The following is a 22,234-nucleotide window of genomic DNA, read 5'->3' as shown; positions in this document are numbered from 1 at the left end:
GGGCCCTGCCGGATGGAGTGACCCACCCGGCAGGGCTCGGCGTCCGGCTCAGCTGCCACCCATGCCCTCATCGGCCAGTGCGATGATCAGAGGATCCGAGTCCTCCGACATGTAACCGATTTCCGGAAGGTACTCGATGTGCAAGTGAGAATCCGTTCCAGCTTCCTCGGCGAATGATTCCAGATTCGCCGCAAGGATTTCGAGGGACTCGCGCCCACCACGAATTTCCAGGCACTCCGAATCAGCGGAGGCCAGGGCTACGGCAAGCCCGACGGTCTCCTCGAATTCGACGCTCGACAACGATGTGTCGTAAGGATGAGGGTCTGGGTTCCGGTCCAGCTCCAGACGGCCCCTCTCTCCATGCAGGAGATCTGCTAGTCGCGAGAGACCGGCCCGGCTCCCTCTGATCTCCATCTCTCCCGTGGCCTCCGAGAGCCGCACTTGCAGTGTCATCACTTCTTCTTTTTCCTCGGCTCGTACGGGAAATAGTCTCCGGATCGGATCGTTGCAGGATCGATCGGCGTGTGCGGGTCCTTAAGGGGACCGCTTGTTACCGGCTTCTTGTTGATCTGCGTCTCCAGGTTCAGGTGAGGACCCCATTCCTGGACATGCGGCACATCAGGATTCACGTCGAATCGGGCGATCTTCGAAACCAAGTTACCGGCTTCATCCGTAGAGGTACTCATGTATTGGACGGCGAACGTACCCGACCTCACCACGCTGACGTCGCCGTCACCGACGAATTCCGTCGCACGGTTCACGGCCTCGCTCATCGAGATGGGTTCGTCGCAGTTGTGCACCAGCAGGGGTGCCGTCCCCGCGAGTACGTAGTACGCGTGGATCCCCTCGACCGTGAGGTCGTGCGTCCGCTGCATCTTCCGGAAGAAGCGCAGGCCCGTCAGTTCGACATCCGCGCCGTTGGGCGTCCGCAGCAGCATGCCCGCCTTGAGCTCGCCCGCATTGATGAAGCGGCCTTCGCTCTCCACCCAGAACGGGTGGGTGACGGTGGAGACCAGTGAGGCCTCGCCCCCTCCGACCGTCACCGCGAGGTCGACGAAGTCCTTGTCGTCCTCGGTGACCACCGTGCCGACGACTTCGCGCGTGAGCGCCTCACCCGTCGACGGATCGGTCGTGGTGATTCGATCTCCGAGCGCGACGTCTTCAATGCTCTTGGTCGTCCCGTCATCAAGCAGAACCGCGGTACCCGGCAGGAAGCTGTGGCTGGCTCCCACGAGGCAGCCGCCCCCCGTCCCCTTGAAGCGCGCACTGGCAGACGCCAGGGCACTCTTGGCCTTGCCGACCTTCTCCGAGGCGTTCCACCAGGCCTTGGCACCGCCGATCAGGTCGCCCGCCAGGCCGGCCAGGCGCTTGCCGAGTTGTGCTGCCTTCTCCCACTTCCACGGGGCGCCGTACTTGGCCAGGATCTTGCCGGCCAGGCCGCCCGCGAAGCTGCCTGCGATGTTCAGTGCGGTTTCGCCGCAGGAGCCGAGGTCGCCGCTGGAGAAGCAGTCCAGGGCCGCCGTCACACCAAGTTCGTCCATGAGGATCTTGGTGATCTGCTTGACGGCGTTCTTGACCTTGTTCTTGGCGCCGTTCAGTTCCTTGTTGGCGTTGTTGTAGGCGTCGGTGGCCTCGTTGTAGTCCGCCTCCTCCTGGCTCGCCGGAGGGGTGAACGTCGACCCGCCGCCACAGCTGGACGGGTTGTTCTGGCAGAACGCCCGCTCGTCCGGGTCGTACAGACCCGTCGGGTCGCTCGCCGAGACCGGGCGGTTGTGGGCGTAGGCGTACGCGTTCAGCTGCTGTGCGTCGTTCGTGTCGACGACCGGGTCCGGGGTGATGAACTTCCCCAGGAAGGGGTCGTACTCGCGGGCTCCGATCGTGGTCAGGCCCGTGGACGCGTCGATCGTGCCGCCGACGAAGCCCTTCTCGCCCTTCCAGGTGCCCTGCGGGGTACCGCGGCTGTTGCCGTAGGGGTCCATGCGGCGCTGGGTGACCGCACCCGTCGTCGCGTCGACCGAGAGCTCGGCCGTGCCGTGGTGGTCCGAGGCCAGGAAGGAGAGCTTCTTGTCCGGGGTCCGGATCGCGACGCTCTGGCCTGCGAAGGCGTAGTAGCGCGTCGCCTTGGCCGTGGTCGTGCCCGCGTCCAGGCGCAGCTCCATGCCGGGGAGGTACACCGTGGTGCCGGTGGCGTCCTTGCGCTGGACGCGGCCGCCGTCGGCGCCGTAGAGGAACGTCGTTTCCGACGCCTCGTTCTTGGCCGGGGTGGTGACGTCGTCCGGCTGGCTGTTCTTGATCGGGTTGCCCAGGGAGTCGTACTCCAGGGTCTGGGTGTTGCCCCCGATCGTGCGGGTGGTGGTGTTGCCCGCCGCGTCGTAGCCGTACGTGGACTGACGGTCACCGGTCGGGGTGTTCTCCACGACCTTCTGGACCTGGTGGGTCCCCGCCTTGTAGGTGAAGGTGCGCTTGACGTCCTTCGTGGCGTTCAGACCGGTGTCGTGCGCCGTCTCGGTGAGGCGGTTGCCGACCTTGTCGAAGGTGTACGAGTTCCAGTACGGCGCCGGGCCGCCCAGCGCGGAAGCACCGGGAGCGGTGTTGCACGCCGACGGGCCGGAGCCCGAGACCGGGACCTGGCTGCCGACCGTGCCGGACGCGGCGGCCGCGGCCTTGGTGGTCGTCGGGGTCCAGGACTCCGTCATGCGGTTCTGGTAGTCGTACCCGAAGCACTGCAGGTCCGGCGTGCCGGCACCCGCGGTGTCCGCGATGGACTTGACGTTGCCGATCTGGTCGTAGGAGTAGTTCGACTCCTTGGCCGGACCGGTGGTGGACCCGTAGACGTCCACCGTCGACTGCATCAGCCGGTCGGTGCCGGTCTCGTACTGGAAGGTCTGCCAGACCTTCTTGCCGCCGTTGTTCAGCTCCAGCTGCTGGAGCAGGGTGCGGCCGGACCAGATCGCGTTCGTGACGTACGACGTCGTGCCCGTCATGCTCTTCAGGCGCTGGATGTCGTCGTAGCCGTAGGCGAGCACTTCGGCGTCGAGGCCGCCCGCTGCCGGAATCCCGTCGCTCTGCTTGGTGCCGTCACGGTTGTAGGCGCTGGTGAAGACGTACGTGCCGGCAAGGCCCGTCCCCGAGGAGGCGGGGACCGAGTAGGCCGTCTTCAGCGGCTGGTAGAACTCGTCCATCGTCTGGACGACCGACGCGAAGTACTCCGTCGCGTTGATGTAGCGCAGCGAGGCGTAGCCCTTGCCGAGCCAGCCCGCCTTGTCGTAGCGCTGCTCGGTGAGCTTGGTTCCGGTGGTCGGAACGCCGTCCCACGTCGTCAGCGTGCGGCCCAGCTGGTCGTAGACCGTCGAGATCTTCTTGCCGCGGGCGTCCGTGGCGGAGACGGGGCGGTCGACCTCGTCGTACGTGGTCGTGCGCTTGCCCGCGTCCGGGTCCACGGCCTCGATTGCACGGCCCAGCTGGTCGTACTTGTAGGACCACACGTTGCTCGCGGGGTCGGTGACCTTCTTGAGCTTGCCCGACGGCGTGTACGCGTACGCCGTCGTGTCGTAGCCCGACGTCGGGCCGTTCGGCACGGGGGACGCGCCCTTGTAGTGGCGCACCTCGGTGGTCTGGCCCTGCGCGTTGACCAGGGTCGTCGTCGGCGTGCCGCCGACCGGCGGGTCGATGTGGGTGCGGTCGCCGCCGTGGACGTACGTCGTACGCCACTGCTCGCCGCCCGACACCGCGAAGATCTCCGCGGTGGTGCGGCCCAGGCCGTCGTACTCGTACGACTGCTGGGCACCGACGTCGCCGTTGCGCACGATCAGCAGCTCGTCCGAGGCCGCGCCCGCCGCGTTGTACGTGGCGTTGGACTTCGCGACCTTGCCCGTGGGCGTGTAGAAGGTGTCGGCCACCATGCGGGTGCCGCTCGGGCCTTCGGTCTGCTTCTGTCGGGGGCGCAGGAGGCTGTCGTACAGCTGGTACTCGGCGCCGTACGAGCCGTCGATCTCGATCTTCTCGGTCTTGACCGAGACCGGCTTGTCGAGGCGGAAGTTGTAGCCGTACTTGATGCTCGGCGTCTGGGCGGCGCTCTTCGAGCGGTCCGGGAGCCAGACCGAGGTCAGGCGGCCGAAGGGGTCCAGCGCGAGGTCGCTGCGCTTGCCGTTCGGGTCGGTCTGGCCGGTGGACTGGCCCCAGGCGGGGTCGTAGTCCGTCGTGGTGACGTGGCCCAGGGCGTTGGTGGTCTTCACCTGGGAGATGAGCCCGTTGGCGTCGGTGTACGCCGTCTTGGACTCGGCTCCCGCGGCATCGATCTGACTCGTCGGCCGGCCGAAGGTGTCGTAGGCCGTCGTGCCGGTGACCTGGTAGGTGGCGGTGGTCCCGTTGTGGGACGTCATCCGCTCCGTCTTCGTCGCCTTGCCCGCGGTGGGCGCGGCCCCGAAGGCGAGGCCGTCGAACGAAGTGCGCTCGTCGGAGATGACCTGCGTCTTGTAGTCGGGAGTCGCGCCGCAGTTGACGGAGACGGTCTCGACCCGCGAGGCCGCGCCGAGGATGTTCGCCGTCGTGTTGTCCGCGTAGGTGGTGCGGGTGCAGGTGTCGTCGGCCGCGGTCGACAGGTCGCCCAGGTCCTCCGTCTCCAGCACGCGGCCGGTGCCGTTGGTCAGGTCGTACGTGGTGTTCGACTCGGTCTCGCGCCTGCCGTCACCGCCCTCGGTCACCGAGTAGCCGCGCGTCTTGGTGGTCTTGGTGAAGGAGGCGTGGCTGGTGCCCCACGTGTGGGTGTCCGTCGCGGTGTAGTGCCGCATCGGGGTCTTGATGACCTTGGAGATCAGCTTGTCGCCGTCGTAGGTCGCGGACTCCAGCTCGTGGCCGCTGAACTCCTTGTGGTCGGTGTACGTGCCGCCCTCGGAGTCGGTGACCTGGACGCTGCGGGTACCGCCCGCGGAGTCCTTGTCGCCGTCCATGCCCTGGAGGTACGTGTAGTCGATCCGGGTCTTCGGGCCGGTCTCGCCGCCGTTGGTGACCTTGACCTTGCCGTAGCCCTGCCAGCCGCCCCAGGTGAGGTACTTGTCCTCGGTCAGGCCGTCCGGCTCGGCCTTACGCCAGGCCGCCGGGCCCTGGTAGTCGTAGTACGTGACCGAGTCGGGGGCTCCGCCGGTCCGGTCGGTCTCGATGACCTGCGTGACGACGTACTTGTGGAACCAGTCGGTGATCGGGTCGATGAACCCGGGCGGGGACCAGACGACCGGATAGCAGCGCTTGGTGGACTCGCCCGGCTTGGGCAGGGTGGCCTTCGTGCACTCCTCCGCGGAGTACGTGACGTCCAACTGGGCGCCGGTCTCGCTCAGTACGGTGGCGAGGCGGAAGCGGTGGAAGGCGGCGATGGTCTCGTCCGTGCCGTCCACGCGGTTCTTGAGCTGGGTGCCGAAGAGCTCGACGGAGGGGACGTCGGCGGTGCCGCCCCTGCGGCCCTGGTGGTCGATCTTGTTCAGCCACAGGGTCTTGGAGTCGTCGCCGTTGTCGGTGAACTGGTGCGTGAACGTCCAGGCCTCGACGTCGTCGTAGTTCGTGGCGTCCTTGCGGATCTGCGTGGTGACGCCGGTCAGCCGCTGGCGGGTCCAGAAGGACGCCGCGACCTGGGTCGCCTTGCACTTGGTGCTCGGCGCGCAGTACCGGTCCATCGGCACGTCCGGCCAGTAGGCGGCGTTCGCCGTCTTGAAGTCGGCCGGGAGGCACTTGAAGGTCTCCGTCGGCAGGCATCGCTCCTGCGTCGTGAACACGACGCGGGCCGGGGCCTTGGCGGAGTAGACGGTGGCCTCGCGCTGGCCGTAGTCGATGCGCTTGAGCCAGCCGCCGGCCGTGTACGGGGTGCCGTTGACGTCGGTCTTGCCGTTCAGGGCGTAGTGGTTCGTCTCCTTGCCGTAGAAGTACGACATGACGTTGCCCTGGGCGTCCTTGACGTAGTCCAGGTTCCAGCGCCAGGCCTGCTGGCAGGAGGCGTTCGCGAAGGTGGCGTTGTAGCAGGGATCGCCCGTGTTGTTGCCGAAGACCGGGGCGGTCCAGACGGAGTCGGTCACCTCGTTTCCGGTGGCCCAGCCCGGCAGACGGTTCTTGCCGAAGTAGTACTCGGTGCCGTCGGTCGTGGTGATCTTCCAGTACTCACCGTTGTTGTCGCCGTTCACGGCGCCGGTGATCCGCTCGACCTTGGCGCCGTCGTCGGACCCGAACCGCCACTTTCCGTCGGCGTCGCCCCTGATCAGCTCGGTGGAGGTGCCGTTGAGCATCACGGTGGCGTTGTCGAAGGCCCAGCACTGCTCGGCGGAGGCCGTCTCGCCGTCCTTCGCGCAGGGCTTGTAGCGGCGCTCGACGTAGCCGGACTCGTAGGAGAAGCCCTCACCGAGCCAGGAGCCCTGGTTGTTGGTGTCCGAGGTGCGGCCGTCCGCGGACTGCGAGGAGTAGCCGAGGCCGACCGTCGGGACGAGGCCGCCGGGGACGGGAGGCGTGCGCAGCGGGTACGACCAGGAGAAGCCGCCCGAGGAGTTCGACACGTTCCACTTCGCCGACGGGGCGAGCGGGGTGGCCGCGTAGTTGCCCTGCGAGGAGGAATCCCCCGAGGTGAGCGCCACGATCGAGCCGCCCGCTGCCGGACCGGCCGCCATCGTGGACATGCCCGCCGCGCGGGCCGGAGCGGTCACGTCGGCCGAGACCGTCTTCGTCTTGGCGTTGTTGACCGTCTTGAGGGGCTTGGGGAGTTCGGGGCAGGCCGCCGTACCCGGCTGCGCGATCGCCGCACAGGCGGGCAGCTCGACCAGGCTCAGGCGGGATCCGTAGCCGCCGCCGAAGCCGTCGGCGAACGCCGAGTAGTCGACGTTCAGCCGGACCTGGCCGCCGGCCCCGGCGCCGTCGGCCCGCTGGACGCGCAGCAGGGCGCCGGCGCCGAGTGCGGTGGCGCGCTCCGGCGCGAGGACGTCGACCTGCACCTTTCCGGGGCTCTTCGCCCCGGAAAGGGCGGCCGACTGGAAGCTGGTGGCCGGCGCCTTCGGCGCGGCCTCCTTAGGAGCCGTGACGGTGACGGGCAGGCCGCCGACCTTCACCTGGGCGGCCGGGACGGCGACCTCGGCCGTGCCGCCGACCGGCCAGACCGGCTTGTCCAGCTTCTTGACGGCCGACTTGGCGGTCTCGTTCGCGGGACGGGGCTTGGACGTGCCCTTGGTTCCCTTGACGGGATTCCCGAAGTCCTGGACGCCGGGCCTCTTGGTGCCTCCCGGGGCGGCCTCCAGGGCCTGGACCGAAGAAGCCGACAGGGCCAGGCTCAAACCTATGACGACGGAGCTCAGCGCCCGTCGTGAAATGCGCCGATCGAGCAATCGGCCGCGTAGAGACATCAGTGAACTCCACAGAGAGAGCAGGAAGGTGGTGCGAGGTGGTGCGCGGAGGGCAGGCCGGACCGCCGCGAGAAGGTCGGACCGACCTGTCGGGGGGTTGGGCTAGGCCGTCCGTCAGTTCGTCGACTGCCGCGAGCTGGACGACGGTCTGAGCGTCGACGTGGCGAATCCGTCGCCGGTCGCGGAGGCGTTGCCTGCGGTCGCGCCCGGATCTGCGATCGCGGCATACCGCCTGATCGCACCGCGTGGCGCGAGGGATGTGGTGCTCACGTGATCGTTCCGCCTTCGTCGGTTTTCAGGATGCCGGGGCGGCCGCCGAAAATCGGGACGGAATATCGGAGCGTGAAGACATGCAAAGCGGAGCAACGTCAGGGCGCTGTCGCAGCGCACGTCACCCCATCCCCCCGCCCGCCAAAGCCCCCCCCATGACAAGCCGCTGAATAGCGTGGGAACACGTTCTCCCGTTCACCTATCGCAAACAAGTGACGAAGTCGGATATCTAACGATGTCGCAGTTAACGAACTGATCACGCAAACGCAAAACCCCGCCCCGGCACCAGAGGTGCCGGGGCGGGGTTGATGAAGCGGGACCGCGGGGTCAGGACTCCGTCGGAGCCGAGACGGAGGGCAGCGTCTGCTGCTCCGCCGCCGCGGTCTTCTTCGTCGCCCGCTTCGTGGCCGTCTTCTTCGCGGCCGTCTTGGCCGTCGTCGTCTTCTTGGCCGCGGTCTTCTTCACGGCCGCCGCCTTCTTGGCCGGGGCCTTCTTCGCCGCGGTCGTGGTCGCCTTCTTGGCGGCCGTCTTGCGGACCGCCTTCTTGGCGGGAGCCGCCGGGGCGGCCTCCTCGACGACGTCCTCGGCGGCCTCGGGCGCCTGCACCGGCGTCTCGACCGGCGCCTCGACGACCAGCACGGCCGCCTCCGCGCCCGCCGGGGAACCGGCCGGAGCGGTGGCCTTGCGGGTGGCACGGCGACGCGGACGGGCCGGCGCGGCCTCGGGCTCGGCCGGGGTCTCGACGACGACCGGCGCGGCCTCCACGACGACCTCGGGCTCCGGCTCCGGCTCGGCCACGGGGGCCTCTGCCACCGGCTCCGGGGCCTGGACCGCCTCGGCCGGGGCGCCCGCCGGAGCGGTCGCCTTCCGGGTGGCGCGGCGGCGGGTGCGGCCCTTGGGGGCCTCCTCCGCGACCGGCTCCGCGACGACCGCCTCGGCGATCTCGACGACGGCCTCGGGCTCTGCGGCCTCGACGAGCTCCACCTCGGCCTCGACCACCGGCTCGGGCTCGGCAACGGGGGCCGCGGGAGCCGCGGCCGCCGGGGTACGGTCCGTCGCCGCACCGCGCGGGGCGCCCGCCGGAGCGGTCGCCTTGCGGGTGGCGCGACGGCGGTTGCGGCGTCCGCTCACTCCGGCAGCGGCCTCGGCCTCGGCCGGGCTGCTGTAGAGCTCCTCGTCGGCGACGAAGGAGGGCTCGGGCAGCGCCACGGGGGCGGCGACCTCGGCAGCCAGCTCCGCCTCGGTCTCGACCTCGTAGACATCGCCCTCGGCGGTGTCCACGGCCTCGATCTCGTGGTCGTGCTCGTGTCCGCCCTGGCCACCGCGGCGCTTGGAGCGCTTGCCGTTGCCACCGCCGCCGATCGCGGTCGGGGTCTCCATGTGCACGATGACGCCGCGGCCGTTGCAGTGGACGCAGGTCTCGGAGAAGGACTCCAGCAGACCCTGGCCCACGCGCTTGCGGGTCATCTGGACCAGACCCAGCGAGGTCACCTCGGCGACCTGGTGCTTGGTGCGGTCACGGCCCAGGCACTCCAGCATGCGCCGCAGGACCAGGTCGCGGTTGGACTCCAGGACCATGTCGATGAAGTCGATGACCACGATGCCGCCGAGGTCGCGCAGCCGCAGCTGGCGCACGATCTCCTCGGCCGCCTCCAGGTTGTTCCTGGTGACGGTCTCCTCGAGGTTGCCGCCCTGACCGGTGAACTTGCCGGTGTTGACGTCGATGACGATCATCGCTTCGGTCTTGTCGATCACAAGCGAACCGCCCGAGGGCAGCCACACCTTGCGGTCGAGCGCCTTGGCGAGCTGCTCGTCGATCCGGTACGTCGCGAAGACGTCCACCTCGGAGGTCCAGCGCTTCAGCCGGTCGGCCAGGTCCGGGGCCACGTGGTTCACGTAGCCGTGGATGGTCTCCCAGGCGCTGTCACCGCTGACGATGACCTTGGTGAAGTCCTCGTTGAAGATGTCGCGCACGACGCGGACGGTCATGTCCGGCTCGCCGTACAGCAGGCTCGGCGAAGAGGTCGTGAGCTGCTTCGACTTCTTCTGGATGTCCTCCCACTGGGCCTGCAGACGCTCGACGTCGCGGCGCAGCTCGTCCTCGCTCGCACCCTCGGCGGCCGTGCGCACGATGACGCCCGCGTCCTCGGGGACGATCTTCTTGAGGATGGTCTTCAGGCGCGCGCGCTCGGTGTCGGGCAGCTTGCGGCTGATGCCGGTCATCGAGCCCTCGGGCACGTAGACCAGGTAGCGGCCGGGCAGCGAGACCTGGCTGGTCAGGCGGGCGCCCTTGTGGCCGATCGGGTCCTTGGTGACCTGCACCAGGACCGACTGGCCGGACTTGAGGGCGGACTCGATGCGGCGCGGCCCGTTGGCCATGCCGAGCGCCTCGAAGTTGACCTCACCGGCGTACAGGACCGCGTTGCGGCCCTTGCCGATGTCGATGAAGGCGGCCTCCATGGACGGCAGCACGTTCTGGACCTTGCCCAGGTAGACGTTGCCGACGTACGAGGTGGCTTCTTCCTTGTTGACGTAGTGCTCGACGAGCACGTTGTCCTCGAGGACGCCGATCTGGGTGCGCTCGCCGGACTGGCGGACGACCATGACGCGCTCGACGGCCTCGCGGCGGGCCAGGAACTCGGCCTCGGTGATGATCGGGACGCGGCGGCGGCCCTGCTCGCGGCCCTCGCGGCGACGCTGCTTCTTGGCCTCCAGGCGGGTCGAGCCCTTGATGGACTGGACCTCGTCGGAGGAGGTGGAGCCGGTGAGGGCCTCCGCGCGGTCGCGCGCCGGGCGCGGCTCGCGGACCTTGACGACCGTGCGCACACCGTCGTCCTCGGCCGCGTCGGCGTCCGTGCCACCGTCACCGCTGCGACGGCGGCGACGCCGGCGACGACGGCTGGAGCTGGAGCCGAGGGCCCCGTTCTCCTCGTCGTCCTCGGCCTCGTCGGTGTCCGCGTCCTCGGCGGACTCGGCCTCTTCGGCGGACTCGCCCTCTTCCTCGGCGGACTCGTCGAGGTCGGCGGCCTCACCGCGACGGCGGCGACGGCCACCGCGGCGGCGACGGCGCGACGGGCGGTCGCCCGACTCGTCCGACTCGTCGAAGGCTTCCTCGGCAGAGCCTTCGAGCTCGGCCTCGGCCTCTTCCTCGACCAGCTCTACGTCGGCCAGCGTGACCGGGCCGGACGGCGCGGCGGCCGGAGCCTGGGCCACGGGCGCGGCGGTCTCGGCGGCGGCTCCGCGGCCACGGCGGCGGCGACGGCCGGCCGGCTGCTGGGCGGGGGCCGGAGCGGCCTCGGCCTCGACCTCGGTCTCGACGAGGTCGAGCTCCTCCTCCTCGAGCTCCTCGGCCGGGGCGGCGGCAGCGGCGGCCGCGGCCATCATGGCTGCGGTCTCCGGGGTCTGGAACATCGGCTCGGCGAACACCGGGGCCTGGAACACGGCGACGGCGGGGCGCCCGGCGCGGCGGCCACGGGCCGGCGCCTCGGCGGCGGGAGCCGCCGGCTGCGCTGCGGCGGGAGCCACGGGCTGCGCGGCGGCGGCCGGGGCGGTGGTGGAACGGGTGGCGCGGCGGCGGCCGCCGCGCTTCGGGGAGTCCACGGCGTCGGCCACGGTGACGGTGGCCTTGGCGGCGGCGACCGGGGCCTCGGCCACGGCGGTGTCGGGGGTGGCGGCTTCGGCGGCGGGCGCCTCCGGAGCGGTCACGGCACGGGTCGCACGGCGACGGGCACGCGGGGCCGGAGCAGCGGGCTCCTCGACGACCGGAGCGGCTTCGGCGACCGGGGCGGCCACGGGGGCCTCGACGACCGGGGCCTCGACCACTGCCTCCGCGACGGGCGCCTCGGGAGCGGTCACGGCGCGGGTGGCGCGGCGACGGGCACGCGGGGCCGGAGCAGCGGGCTCCTCGACGACCGGAGCGGCTGCGGCGACGGCGGGGGCCTCGACCACGACCTCGGCGGCGGACGCCTCGGGGGCGGCCACGGCGCGGGTCGCACGGCGGCGGGTACGGGCCGGGGCGGCCTCCTCGGCGGGAGCTGCGGCCACCACGGGCGCGGGAGCGGTCTCGGCGGCGGCTACGGCGCCGCCGGGCGGGCCGGCCGGCCGGGACGCGGCACGCCGGCGCCTGCGCGGCGGCAGGTTGTCGCTCGGGCTGCCTGCGTCGGCGGCACCGTTGGTGGCGTTGTCGTTTTCGTTGTTGAGCATGCGGGGTTTCTCCCGTCACGCTCCCGGGCGCCGCGGCTGACTTCCGGTCCGGCACGGTTCCGCGTAATGAGCGCGGAACCGGCCTCCGGGGCGCGTTCGCCACACGGGAGCTCAGTTCAATGGCCGCCGGTTCCGTACGCGAAAGTCCGTACGGCCTGGCGGAAGTCTTCAAGTCTTCAGGTCTGTGCGCGGCCCGACCCAGGTGGCTCCCGAGTCCCAGGGCTGCGCGACGACGACGATCCCTACGCGGCGGGACCTTCCGGCGCCTTCGCGTCGGCGGTTACGGCCGCCGTGGGTGGGGCGGTCGTGACAGCCTCGCGGTCGGGCGCGAGCGGGTCGGTCACCGTGCCGGACTCCTCGTCGAAGAGCCCCTGCGCCAGCCTGGTCACCGCAGCGGGGACCGGCGGCGTTAGGTCGGCCACAGCTCGGAGACCGGACAGGACGTCGTCGGGTCGCACGGCAGGTGTCAGATGCCGAACAACCAGCCGCAGTATCGCACAAGCATTGTCCAGGGGCCTATCAGCCTCCGCGGTACCCGCAACGGGAACCACTTCCAGACTGACCACGGCGCCACGCGTGTCGAAGGTCCGCATGCCGTTCTTGGTGCGGCGCTGGACCTCCACGGCCTCGGCCGCGAGGAAGGCCTCGACGGCCTTCTGCGCGTCCCCGGGCTCTACGCCGTCCAGGCGCAGCTCCCACACGGAGGCCGTCAGCCGGTCGGCGAGACCGGAGGTGTGCGCCTCCACGGCGTCGATGATGTCGAGGCCGACGGGCATCGACTCGTCGAGCAGCTCGCGCAGGACCGCGGGGTCGCGGGGCTCGGCGAGGGCGATCTCCAGGTACTCGGCCTCGCTGCCGGTCCCGGTCGGGGCGGCGTTCGCGTACGAGACGCGGGGGTGCGGGGTGAAGCCCGCCGAGTACGCCATGGGCACCTCGGAGCGGCGCAGGGCCCGCTCGAAGGCACGCTGGAAGTCCCGGTGGCTGGTGAACCGGAGGCGGCCGCGCTTGGTGTAGCGCAGACGGATGCGCTGCACTACCGGTGCGGGAGGCGGGCCTTCGGGCTGTCGCTTGCCCAGTGGTTCATCTCCTTGTGCGGGGCTCCGCGGCTCGCGCGTCGCCCTGAGGTCTGTGGGGCCTGCCGGCCACGCCTGCCCTCCGGCTCACCCTTGCCTACTTGTGCAAGGAGATCTCGGGGGCGGGTGTGTCGCCTGCGGCTCTGTTACTACCCAGAGTACGCGCCCGTGACCTCGCCGGTTCCCGGGGCGGCCCCCCGAACAGCGCCCGCCGTACGTCGGCCCGCGCCTCGCGCACCGAGAGGCGGGTGATCCGCCACGCCTCGGCGACGGCACGGCCGACGGGAGCGATCGCCTGCCGGTGCACCGCGCGGACGCCGCGGCTGCCGACGGCCCACCCGGCGCGCAGCGCGTTCCCGGCGGGGGTGACCACGTGCCGGCGCAGCCATCCGGCGGGCCGCACGACGGCCCACCGCCACAGCCACACCAGCCCGCGCCCCAGCGCCCGGCTCACCCGCCCCGCGAGGTGCCAGGCCGAGACGAGCAGCTGCCCGAGCGGCACGAGCAGGTACGCCCACACCCCGCGCCCGACCGGAGCGAGCAGATACCGCCACGCTCCCCCCGCCACGGGCCGTACGACATACCGCCACAGCGCAACCCACGGCCAGACGAACACCGCCTTGCCCAGCCACACCACGCCGACCACGAACCCCCGCCCCAGCCACCGCAGGGCGCGCCCGACGGGGGCGAGGACGTAGCGGTACAGCGCGCCGCCCGGCAGTACGAGCAGGTACCGGACCGCGCCCGCGAGCAGCCATGCGATGCCCCGCCCGGCGGGCAGCAGCCCGTACTCCCAGACCGGGACCAGGAGGTACCGCCAGAGCCCCAGGCCCGCCGGCCTCAGCAGATACGCGTACGCGGCCTGCGCCACCGGGAGCACGACGTACCGCCAGAGACCCGCCCAGGGCCAGTAGAAGACCAGCTTGAACAGGACCCCGATCAGCCACCCGGTCCCCCGCAGCACCGGGAGCAGGAGCAGTTCGTACAGCCGGCGCAACCCCTGCCCCAGCGGCCCGAGGACGGTCCGGTTGAGTATCCGCGCGACGGCGACGAACAGATCCCAGGCCACCCGCAGGGGCAGCACGATCAGCACCGCCACGATCTTCACGGGAATCCGCACGACTCCGACCAGGCAGCCTTCTCCCCCGGGTGCGCGCGCCTCTTCCAGTTCCATACACACAAGGACTCCGTAGGAGCCCCAGCCGTTGCGGGGAACACCCCACGGGTCCGGACGCGACGACGGCCCGCCCCTAGGTCGGGGCGGGCCGTCGTCGTCCGGTCAGTTCGCCAGCGGGTGTCCGCCGGGCGGGGTCAGGGCGGGCGGCGGGGCCGCGGTGACCTTGTAGGCACCGGGGAGGTAGCCCGGTGAGCGGACGCCCCCGGTGTACCCGGGGGAATCGAGCACCAGGTCGTAGGTGCCCGGCTCGAGGCCGAAGGTGCTGAGTTGCACGACGAGCGCGGTTCCGGCGGCGTTGACCGCCGTCGCCTTGACCGACCGGTCCGGGCTCGTGCTGCCTCCGTCGGCCCTCAAGGTCACCTCGGTACCGAGGGTCAGGTTCTTTCCGCGCAGGGTCACCTTGGTGGTGGTCTTGGCGGGGCTCGTCGCCGGCGTCACCGAGGAGGCGTCGGCCTGCTTCGGCAGGGTGGTGCAGGGGAAGTCGCAGACGCCCTGCATCTGGTACTTGAGCGGAGTGGCGGCCGTGTACGCGCTCAGCAGGAACAGGTACTCGCCCTTCGGGGCGTCGGCCGAGGTCGTGCAGGAGAAGTTGAAGTCACCGACGTTCCGGTTGTCGCAATGGGCCACCTGGTCGAGGCCCGAGCCGGTGAAACTGGTGGGGCTCATCAACTCCGCGTTGGGATTGGTCATGCTCGCCGTGCTGTCGTCCGCGCCGTAGAGGTCGAAGCGCTGTCCCGGCTTCATATCGGCGACGGCGCAGTAGCCCGCCGCATCCTCGGTCAGGGTGCCGCCGCGCACCGGGAAGTTCTCCGCCCCGATGCGCTTCGTCGTGCACTCCGGAGCCCAGCCGGCCGCGGTGGCGACCCGCCAGGTGTCGATGTGCGCCGCGATGGGCGTGCTGCCGTCGTAACCGGAGGCCAGCACGTAGACGAGGTATCCCGTCGAGCCGGTGACCCGGCAGGCATAGCCCCATTGCCGGCAGACGCGCTTTCCGGCGGCGTCGACCACGACGAGCACCGCGCCGGTGCGGTACGCCGCTTCGGGGGTCCGCTGCGCGATCACGAGCTTGTCGGTGGCGGCCGTCTTGAACTGCACGCAAGTGCTGTCCAGGGCGGACTTGAAGGTGTAGCCGGTGGACGCACCGCCGACGGTCAGCGACTTGGGCGCGGGGCAGTTCGCGGTCTGCGAGATGTCCCGGCGGACCAGCCGGTAGCTGTCGGTGTAGCCGGTGCCGATGAGCAGCGCCGGATAGGCGGAGGCGGCCTGGAGCATGCAGCTGGTCGTGGTACCGCCGACCGTGCTGCACACCGCGTTGCCGGCGGCGTCGTAGATCTGCACCGAGGCGTTGACCCGGTTACTGGTGTTCGTGTAGTCGATCATCTCCGCGGTCGAGTGCTTGCCCGCCGCGATGGCGAGGCACCGGATCTGCGTGGCGGCGGTGAGATTGACCCGGCTGCCCGGAGAGGGACCGAAGGTGGCGCTGTTCCAGGTCGTGCAGCCGGCGGTGTTGCCGGTGTCGTGGACGGTCACCCGGTAGGTACCGGAGGCGGGGCCGTTGAAGACCGCGCGGAAGGGGGCAGTGCCGGTCAGCTTGCAGACGGAGAAGTCGTACGTGGCCTCGCACTGCTGCACGCCCTTGGCGTCGTAGACCGTGGTGCTCACGTCCGCGCCGCCGTCCGCCGGCGGGTTGTCGTAGAGGTACAGGCCCTTGCCGGTGGCCGTCGGGAGGGTCCGGCAGAGCCGCTGGCCTGCTCCGGTGAAGGAGCCGGTCGCCGGGCCGGAGGCGAAGCCGTCGTCGCGTACGTCCGTGCATCCGGCGGACTGGCTGGTCGCGTAGAACCAGAAGCCGTACGCGTCCGTAGTGTTGTTGGCGTCGCGCGCCCAGGTGTAGGAGCCGACGGCGAGGTCGCACGGCTTCAGGAGCGTCGGTGTGCAGGCCGCCGTTCCGTTGAGCCGGTAGAGGCGTCCCGAGATCCACGAGGAGGCCTCGGTCGGGCCGAAGGAGTGGGGACCTGCAGTGGTCACGCGCAGGGTCCGGCACGGTGCCTTGGAGGTGGCCCCGGGGACGGTGCCGTAGGCCTGCACGTCGACAACGGGGCACCCGGCGCCGTAGGACAGGCGGGCGACGGTGAAGCCGTAGGCCACGCTCCGCCCGTAATCCTCGTTGATCAGCACGCTGTACGGAGCGGTGCCCGTCAGCTTGCAGTCGAAGTCCATCGTGCTGGCGTCGCGGGTGGAGCACATCCGCTTGCCGGAGGCGTCGAAGACGGTGCCCTGCACCTCGTACGAGGTCAGGTGTACGCGCAGGACGGAGCCGGTGACGATGTTCGTCGGCAGGCGGTAGCAGTCCCCGGTGGAGCCGGCGGCCACGGTGGCCTCGAAGAGCTTCGGCGCCCCGAGGGCGACCGCGGACGCGGACACGGTGGCGCAGGTGGCGCTGGAGACGAGCGACCGATAGGAGATCGAGAAGCCGTCCGAGGAGGAACTGACGTCCAGCGTGTACGCGCCCGCCTTGGTCGTCGGGCAGCTCGCCTCGCCGTACGAGGGCTGCGGGTTGGTGCAGGTGACCGCGGATCCGTCGGGCCCGGTCAGCGTCGTGTACGCGGGTCCGCCGCCGTTGAGGTCGACGGCCTGGACGAGGACCAGGTCGGTCGCCGCCGTCAGGGAGAACGTGAACCGGGAGGGCCCGGTCCCCTCGGGCTTGGTGCAGGTGTGAACCGCGTCGGGCGCGAGGGCGCCCGAACAGGTCTCGGCGGCTGCGGTACGAGCGATCTCGCGCGCGGCCTCGGCCCGTGCGGCCTTGGGATCGGGCTGCTTCCGCTCGGGCTGGGCGGGCGGCGCCTTAGGTGCGGGCGGGGCCTTGGGTGCGCCCTCCGCCGTGGGCCCGGCCGGCCCGGTCGCGGGTGCGGACGGAGCGGCGGCGGCCTGTTCCCCGTCCTTCGGTGCGATCGCGGCGGTGGCCACGCCGGCGGGTCCGACGAGGGTGGCCAGGACGGCGATGATCAGGGCGACGAGCGCGATGACGCCTTGATGCCCGCCTCTCCCCCGACAGCGGACGTCCTTGAAGAGTTTCAGCATGGGATCCCCCCAGGGTTCATGGCCCCCGCCGCATGTCGATCACAGGGGCCGGGGGTCAGCGGATCCTAGCGGGGCCCCTGCACGCGACGACGGCCCGCCCCGTGATCGGGGCGGGCCGTCGTCGTGCGAGCGGCGGGCTCGGAGGCGCTACTTCACGACCGACAGGGGCAACAGCTTCTTGCCCGTCGGGCCGATCTGGATGCTGGTGTCCATCTGCGGGCAGACGCCGCAGTCGAAGCACGGGGTCCAGCGGCAGTCCTCGACCTCGGTCTCGTCGAGGGCGTCCTGCCAGTCCTCCCAGAGCCAGTCCTTGTCCAGGCCGGAGTCGAGGTGGTCCCAGGGGAGCACCTCTTCGTAGGTGCGCTCGCGGGTCGTGTACCAGGCCACGTCCACGCCGTAGGCGGGGAGGGTCTTCTCCGCGGCCTGCATCCAGCGGTCGTACGAGAAGTGCTCGCGCCAGCCGTCGAAGCGGCCGCCCGACTCGTACACGGCGCGGATGACGTCGCCGATGCGGCGGTCGCCGCGGGACAGGAGGCCCTCGACGATGCCGGGCTTGCCGTCGTGGTAGCGGAAGCCGATGGAGCGGCCGTACTTCTTGTCGCCGCGGAGCTTGTCGCGGAGCTTGCCGAGGCGGGCGTCCGTCTCCTCGGCCGACAGCTGCGGGGCCCACTGGAAGGGGGTGTGCGGCTTGGGGACGAAGCCGCCGATGGAGACGGTGCAGCGGATGTCGTTCTGGCCGGAGACCTCGCGGCCCTTGGCGATGACGTTGACCGCCATGTCGCCGATCTGCAGCACGTCCTCGTCGGTCTCGGTGGGCAGGCCGACCATGAAGTACAGCTTCACCTGGCGCCAGCCGTTGCCGTACGCGGTGGCGACCGTACGGATCAGGTCCTCTTCCGAGACCATCTTGTTGATGACCTTGCGCATGCGCTCGGAGCCGCCCTCGGGGGCGAAGGTCAGACCGGAGCGGCGGCCGTTGCGGGTCAGCTCGTTGGCCAGGTCCACGTTGAAGGCGTCCACGCGGGTCGACGGCAGGGACAGGCCCACCTTGTCGTCCGTGTAACGGTCGGCCAGGCCCTTGGCGATGTCCGCGATCTCGGTGTGGTCCGCCGAGGAGAGGGACAGGAGGCCGACCTCCTCGAAGCCCGTGGCCTTGAGGCCGCGCTCCACCATCTCGCCGATGCCGGTGATGCTTCGCTCCCGCACGGGGCGCGTGATCATGCCGGCCTGGCAGAAACGGCAGCCGCGGGTGCAGCCGCGGAAGATCTCCACGGACATCCGCTCGTGGACGGTCTCGGCGAGCGGGACCAGGGGCTGCTTGGGGTAGGGCCACTCGTCGAGGTCCATGACGGTGTGCTTGGACACGCGCCACGGCACGCCGGAGCGGTTCGGGACGACGCGGCCGATGCGGCCGTCCGGCAGGTACTCGACGTCGTAGAAGCCCGGCACGTAGACGCCGCCGGTCTTCGCGAGGCGGAGGAGGACCTCTTCGCGTCCGCCCGGGCGGCCCTCGGCCTTCCACGCGCGGATGATCTCGGTCATGTCGAGGACGGCCTGCTCGCCGTCGCCGATGATCGCGCAGTCGATGAACTCCGCGATCGGCTCGGGGTTGAAGGCCGCGTGGCCGCCCGCGAGGACGATCGGGTGGTCGACCGTACGGTTCTTCGCCTCCAGCGGGATGCCCGCGAGGTCCAGTGCCGTCAGCATGTTCGTGTAGCCGAGCTCGGTGGAGAAGGAGAGCCCGAAGACGTCGAAGGCCGAGACGGGACGGTGGCTGTCCACGGTGAACTGCGGCACCTTGTGCTCGCGCATCAGTTCTTCGAGGTCCGGCCACACGCTGTACGTGCGCTCCGCGAGCACGCCCTCGCGCTCGTTGAGCACCTCGTACAGGATCATGACGCCCTGGTTGGGGAGCCCGACCTCGTACGCGTCCGGGTACATCAGCGCCCAGCGGACGTCGGCGCTCTCCCACGGCTTGACCGTGGAGTTGAGCTCACCGCCGACGTACTGGATCGGCTTCTGGACGTGCGGAAGCAGGGCCTCAAGCTGAGGGAAGACCGACTCGGTCATCACGCGACTTTCGTGAAGCGGGCAGGGGGCGACTCTCAAGCGTACCCCGGGGCCCGGAGCACCCCCGCCCGCAAGATCAGCCGCGCAGCGCGGCCGCCGGTCCCGCCGCCGCCGCCCACACCTGTGGCAGCTCCCGCTCGCGGCGCTCGGCCAGCGCCTCCTCGCGGGCGTAGAGCACGCCCCAGGTGAAGGCCGACTCCCTCGCGCCCGCCGCCTGGATCGCGAGTCCGCGCAGGGCTTCGCGGGCGACGACCCCGTCCTGGTGGTCGCCGAGCAGGGTCTGGACCGTCTTGACCGCCTTGGCCAGCTTGCGCGCGGGTTTGCCGAGGGCCGGGGTCGCCGCCTCGGCCGCGTACCGTGCGCGCTTCGCCGCCTTGCGCGCCTCGTGCAGGGCCAGGTCGCGGCCCTCGCCCGGGTCCAGGGACAGCGCGGCCTCGATCCGGCCGGAGAGGCGTTCGTAGTCCGCGAGGACCGCCGCGGGCAGGGCCGACTCCGCCGGCCGGGCCGCGGCCTTCTGCAGCGGCGGGTCGGCCAGCAGGGCGTCGAGGGCGTTCAGCAGGGCCACGTGGCGCCTGCTGTCGAGCGCGGCGAGCGCCGCGCGGCGGGCTCCGGTGCGGCGGGCGACGTTCCAGATCTTGAGCCGGCCGCGGACCGGGCCGAGCACCAGGGTGCGGGGGAGTTCGTCCAGCCGGGTCTGGATCCGTTCGAGCAGCACTTCCTGGTCGCGGTCGACTCCGAGCTCGGCGGCGAGCCACCGCAGCTCCTCGCCGATCGGGCCGGTCTCGGCGGGGTCCAGGATCCGGCGGTGGGTCTTGAAGGCGCTACGCAGGCGCCGGGTGGCGACCCGCATCTGGTGGACGGAGTCGGGCAGCCCTCGGCGTACGGCGGGGTCCTGGGCGATGAGGGTGTCGCGCTGTTCGCGCAGGTACGCGAGCACGTGCGCGCCCACCGTGTCCCCGGCGGGGCCGGTGTCGGCGCCGGCCGTACGGGCCGGGGGTTCCCCGCCGGTCTCGGTCAGCGCCCGCGCGAGCTTCGAGGGGGCGTCGCTGACCCGGAGCCCGGCCTTGCGGAAGGTCTTCTCCACGGCGTCGAGCAGCGCCGGGTCGGCTCCGTCGGCGAGCTCGACCTCGACCTCGGTCCAGGCGGCGGTGGCGTCCGCGCGCTCGGCCCGTACCGCGTCCGTGGACAGCTCCGCGAGGAGGGTGCCGTCGGCGTCGAGGAGGTGGCTGACGTGGCGCGAGGACAGGAGCCTGACCTGTGGTTCCAGGGGGGTGTCGCGGACACGGGAGCGCAGCAGGGCGGTCAGCGCGTCCGGGACGGTGTCGCCGAGGGGGGCGGTGATCTCGTCGCGCACGCCGGGGGCGACGGGCAGTTTGAGGTGCCAGCCGGCGTCCTTGCCGCCGGTGCGGCGGCGCAGGGTGAGCCCGTCTGCGGCGAGCCGCTGGTCGGGGGTGTCGTAGTAGACGGCGTCGAGCTCGGCCGTGCCCTGGTCGGTCACGGCCGCGATGGCGGCCGTGCCCGTCAGGTCGGGTACGCCGCGCCGTCCGGCCTTGGTGGTCCTGAACTCGAATTTGCGCTCGATCTCGCGCTTCGTGTCCGCCATGGTTCGAACGTAGTCCTGAACGGAACACGGCGGGAAGGAAAACGGCCGGGGCGGCGGAAAACCTGCCCGGGAACCGACGGATCGAGCCTGCCCCGGATCGAGCCTGCCCCGGGTCCGCGGGGCCCGGGGCCGCGGGACCCAGGGACCCGGGGCCGCCGGACCCGGGGCAGCACATCAAGCCGACATCGGCCGCTGCACCCTGATCGACTGGAGCAGCCCGATGGCCACCCACACGGCGAACATCGAGGATCCTCCGTAGGACACGAAGGGCAGCGGGAGGCCGGCCACGGGCATGATCCCGAGGGTCATGCCGATGTTCTCGAAGGACTGGAAGGCGAACCAGGCGATGATCCCGGCGCACACGATCGTGCCGTACAGCTCGGTGGTCTCGCGGGCGATCATGCAGGCGCGCCACAGGATGACCCCGAGCAGCACCAGGATCAGCCCGGCTCCGACGAAGCCCAGCTCCTCCCCCGCCACCGTGAAGACGAAGTCGGTCTGCTGCTCCGGCACGAACTGGCCGGTGGTCTGCGAGCCCTTGAAGAGCCCGGAGCCGGTCAGGCCGCCGGAGCCGATGGCGATGCGGGCCTGGTTGGTGTTGTAGCCGACGCCGGCCGGGTCGAGCTCGGGGTTGGCGAAGGCCGCGAAGCGGTTGATCTGGTACTCGTCGAGGACGCCGAGCTGCCAGATCAGGATGGCCCCGCCGACGCCCGAGCCGAGGAGGCCCAGCACCCAGCGGTTGGAGGCGCCGGAGGCCAGCAGGACGCCGAGCACGATGACGACCATGACCATGACGGAGCCGAGGTCGGGCATCAGCATGATGATGCCCATCGGGAAGGCGGCCAGGCAGAGCGCCTTGACCACCGTGCGGTGGTCGGGGTGGGCGAGGTCGCCCGCGTCCACCCGGGTGGCCAGCAGCATCGCCATCACCAGGATGATCGTGATCTTCACGAACTCGGAGGGCTGCAGCGAGAAGCCGCCGCCGACCACGATCCAGGCGTGGGCGCCGTTGATGGTGGCGCCGAGCGGGGTGAGCACGGCGAGGATCAGGACCACGGAGAGCCCGTAGAGGATCGGCACGGCGCCGCGCAGGGTGCGGTGGCCGAGCCAGATGGTGCCGATCATCAGCACGAGGCCGATGCCGGTGTTCATGGCGTGCCGGAAGAGGAAGTAGTACGGGTCCCCGTTGTTCAGCGAGGTCCGGTTGCGGGTCGCCGACCACACCAGCAGGGCGCCGATGAGGGAGAGGGCGAGCGCGGAGAGGAGTATCGGCCAGTCGAGCCGGCGCACCACGGAGTCGCGGGCGGTGAGTTTGGCCATCGCTCCCCGCTGCTCCGGCGCGTACCGGGCCACGGAGAATTTGTTGGCGGTCTGCATGTCGGTCCTCGGT

General features: G+C 70.9%; 9 protein-coding genes. All 9 read right to left on the bottom strand.

Translation table 11 applies throughout. The features are described 5' to 3' along the window. Positions 1-48: 48 nt before the first annotated feature. Positions 49-453 (bottom strand): hypothetical protein, encoded by a 405-nt coding sequence (locus ACFRU2_RS12275; RefSeq protein WP_382971050.1) that lies wholly within the window; start codon positions 451-453, stop codon positions 49-51. Beyond that, a complete protein-coding gene (locus ACFRU2_RS12270; protein WP_382971048.1) occupies positions 453-7,301 on the bottom strand; it encodes an RHS repeat-associated core domain-containing protein in 6,849 nt (2,282 codons plus the stop codon). Before ACFRU2_RS12270 ends, ACFRU2_RS12275 begins: the two co-directional genes overlap by 1 nt. Before the next feature lie 666 nt (positions 7,302-7,967). Beyond that, the gene (locus tag ACFRU2_RS12265; RefSeq protein ID WP_382971045.1) at positions 7,968-11,843 is read right to left on the bottom strand and encodes a ribonuclease E/G; all 3,876 of its coding nucleotides are present in this window, start codon (positions 11,841-11,843) and stop codon (positions 7,968-7,970) included. 242 nt (positions 11,844-12,085) lie between these two features. Next, positions 12,086-12,877, bottom strand: a complete 792-nt coding sequence (locus ACFRU2_RS12260) for a TIGR03936 family radical SAM-associated protein (RefSeq protein ID WP_382971043.1) — start codon at positions 12,875-12,877, stop codon at positions 12,086-12,088. A gap of 136 nt (positions 12,878-13,013) precedes the next feature. Then, the gene (locus ACFRU2_RS12255; RefSeq protein WP_382971040.1) at positions 13,014-14,090 is read right to left on the bottom strand and encodes a hypothetical protein; all 1,077 of its coding nucleotides are present in this window, start codon (positions 14,088-14,090) and stop codon (positions 13,014-13,016) included. A 105-nt stretch (positions 14,091-14,195) separates the two neighbouring features. Continuing rightward, positions 14,196-17,171 carry a hypothetical protein gene (locus ACFRU2_RS12250; RefSeq protein WP_382971037.1) on the bottom strand — a complete coding sequence of 992 codons (2,976 nt, stop codon included), beginning with the start codon at positions 17,169-17,171 and terminating at the stop codon, positions 14,196-14,198. Between the two features lie 147 nt (positions 17,172-17,318). Further along, a complete protein-coding gene (locus tag ACFRU2_RS12245; protein WP_274553332.1) occupies positions 17,319-19,244 on the bottom strand; it encodes a TIGR03960 family B12-binding radical SAM protein in 1,926 nt (641 codons plus the stop codon). Positions 19,245-19,317: 73 nt separating this feature from the next. Further along, complete coding sequence (locus tag ACFRU2_RS12240) at positions 19,318-20,844, bottom strand: CHAD domain-containing protein (protein ID WP_382971035.1); 1,527 nt, start codon at positions 20,842-20,844, stop codon at positions 19,318-19,320. 174 nt (positions 20,845-21,018) lie between these two features. Continuing rightward, positions 21,019-22,221 carry a rod shape-determining protein RodA gene (gene rodA / locus ACFRU2_RS12235; protein WP_274553330.1) on the bottom strand — a complete coding sequence of 401 codons (1,203 nt, stop codon included), beginning with the start codon at positions 22,219-22,221 and terminating at the stop codon, positions 21,019-21,021. Positions 22,222-22,234 lie beyond the last annotated feature (13 nt).

It is taken from the genome of Streptomyces sp. NPDC056883, from assembly GCF_042788835.1.
In the GTDB taxonomy this organism is placed as follows: domain Bacteria; phylum Actinomycetota; class Actinomycetes; order Streptomycetales; family Streptomycetaceae; genus Streptomyces; species Streptomyces stoeckheimensis.
The sequence above is the reverse complement of the archived record's forward strand: the minus strand, read 5'-3'. Positions and strand labels throughout refer to the sequence as shown.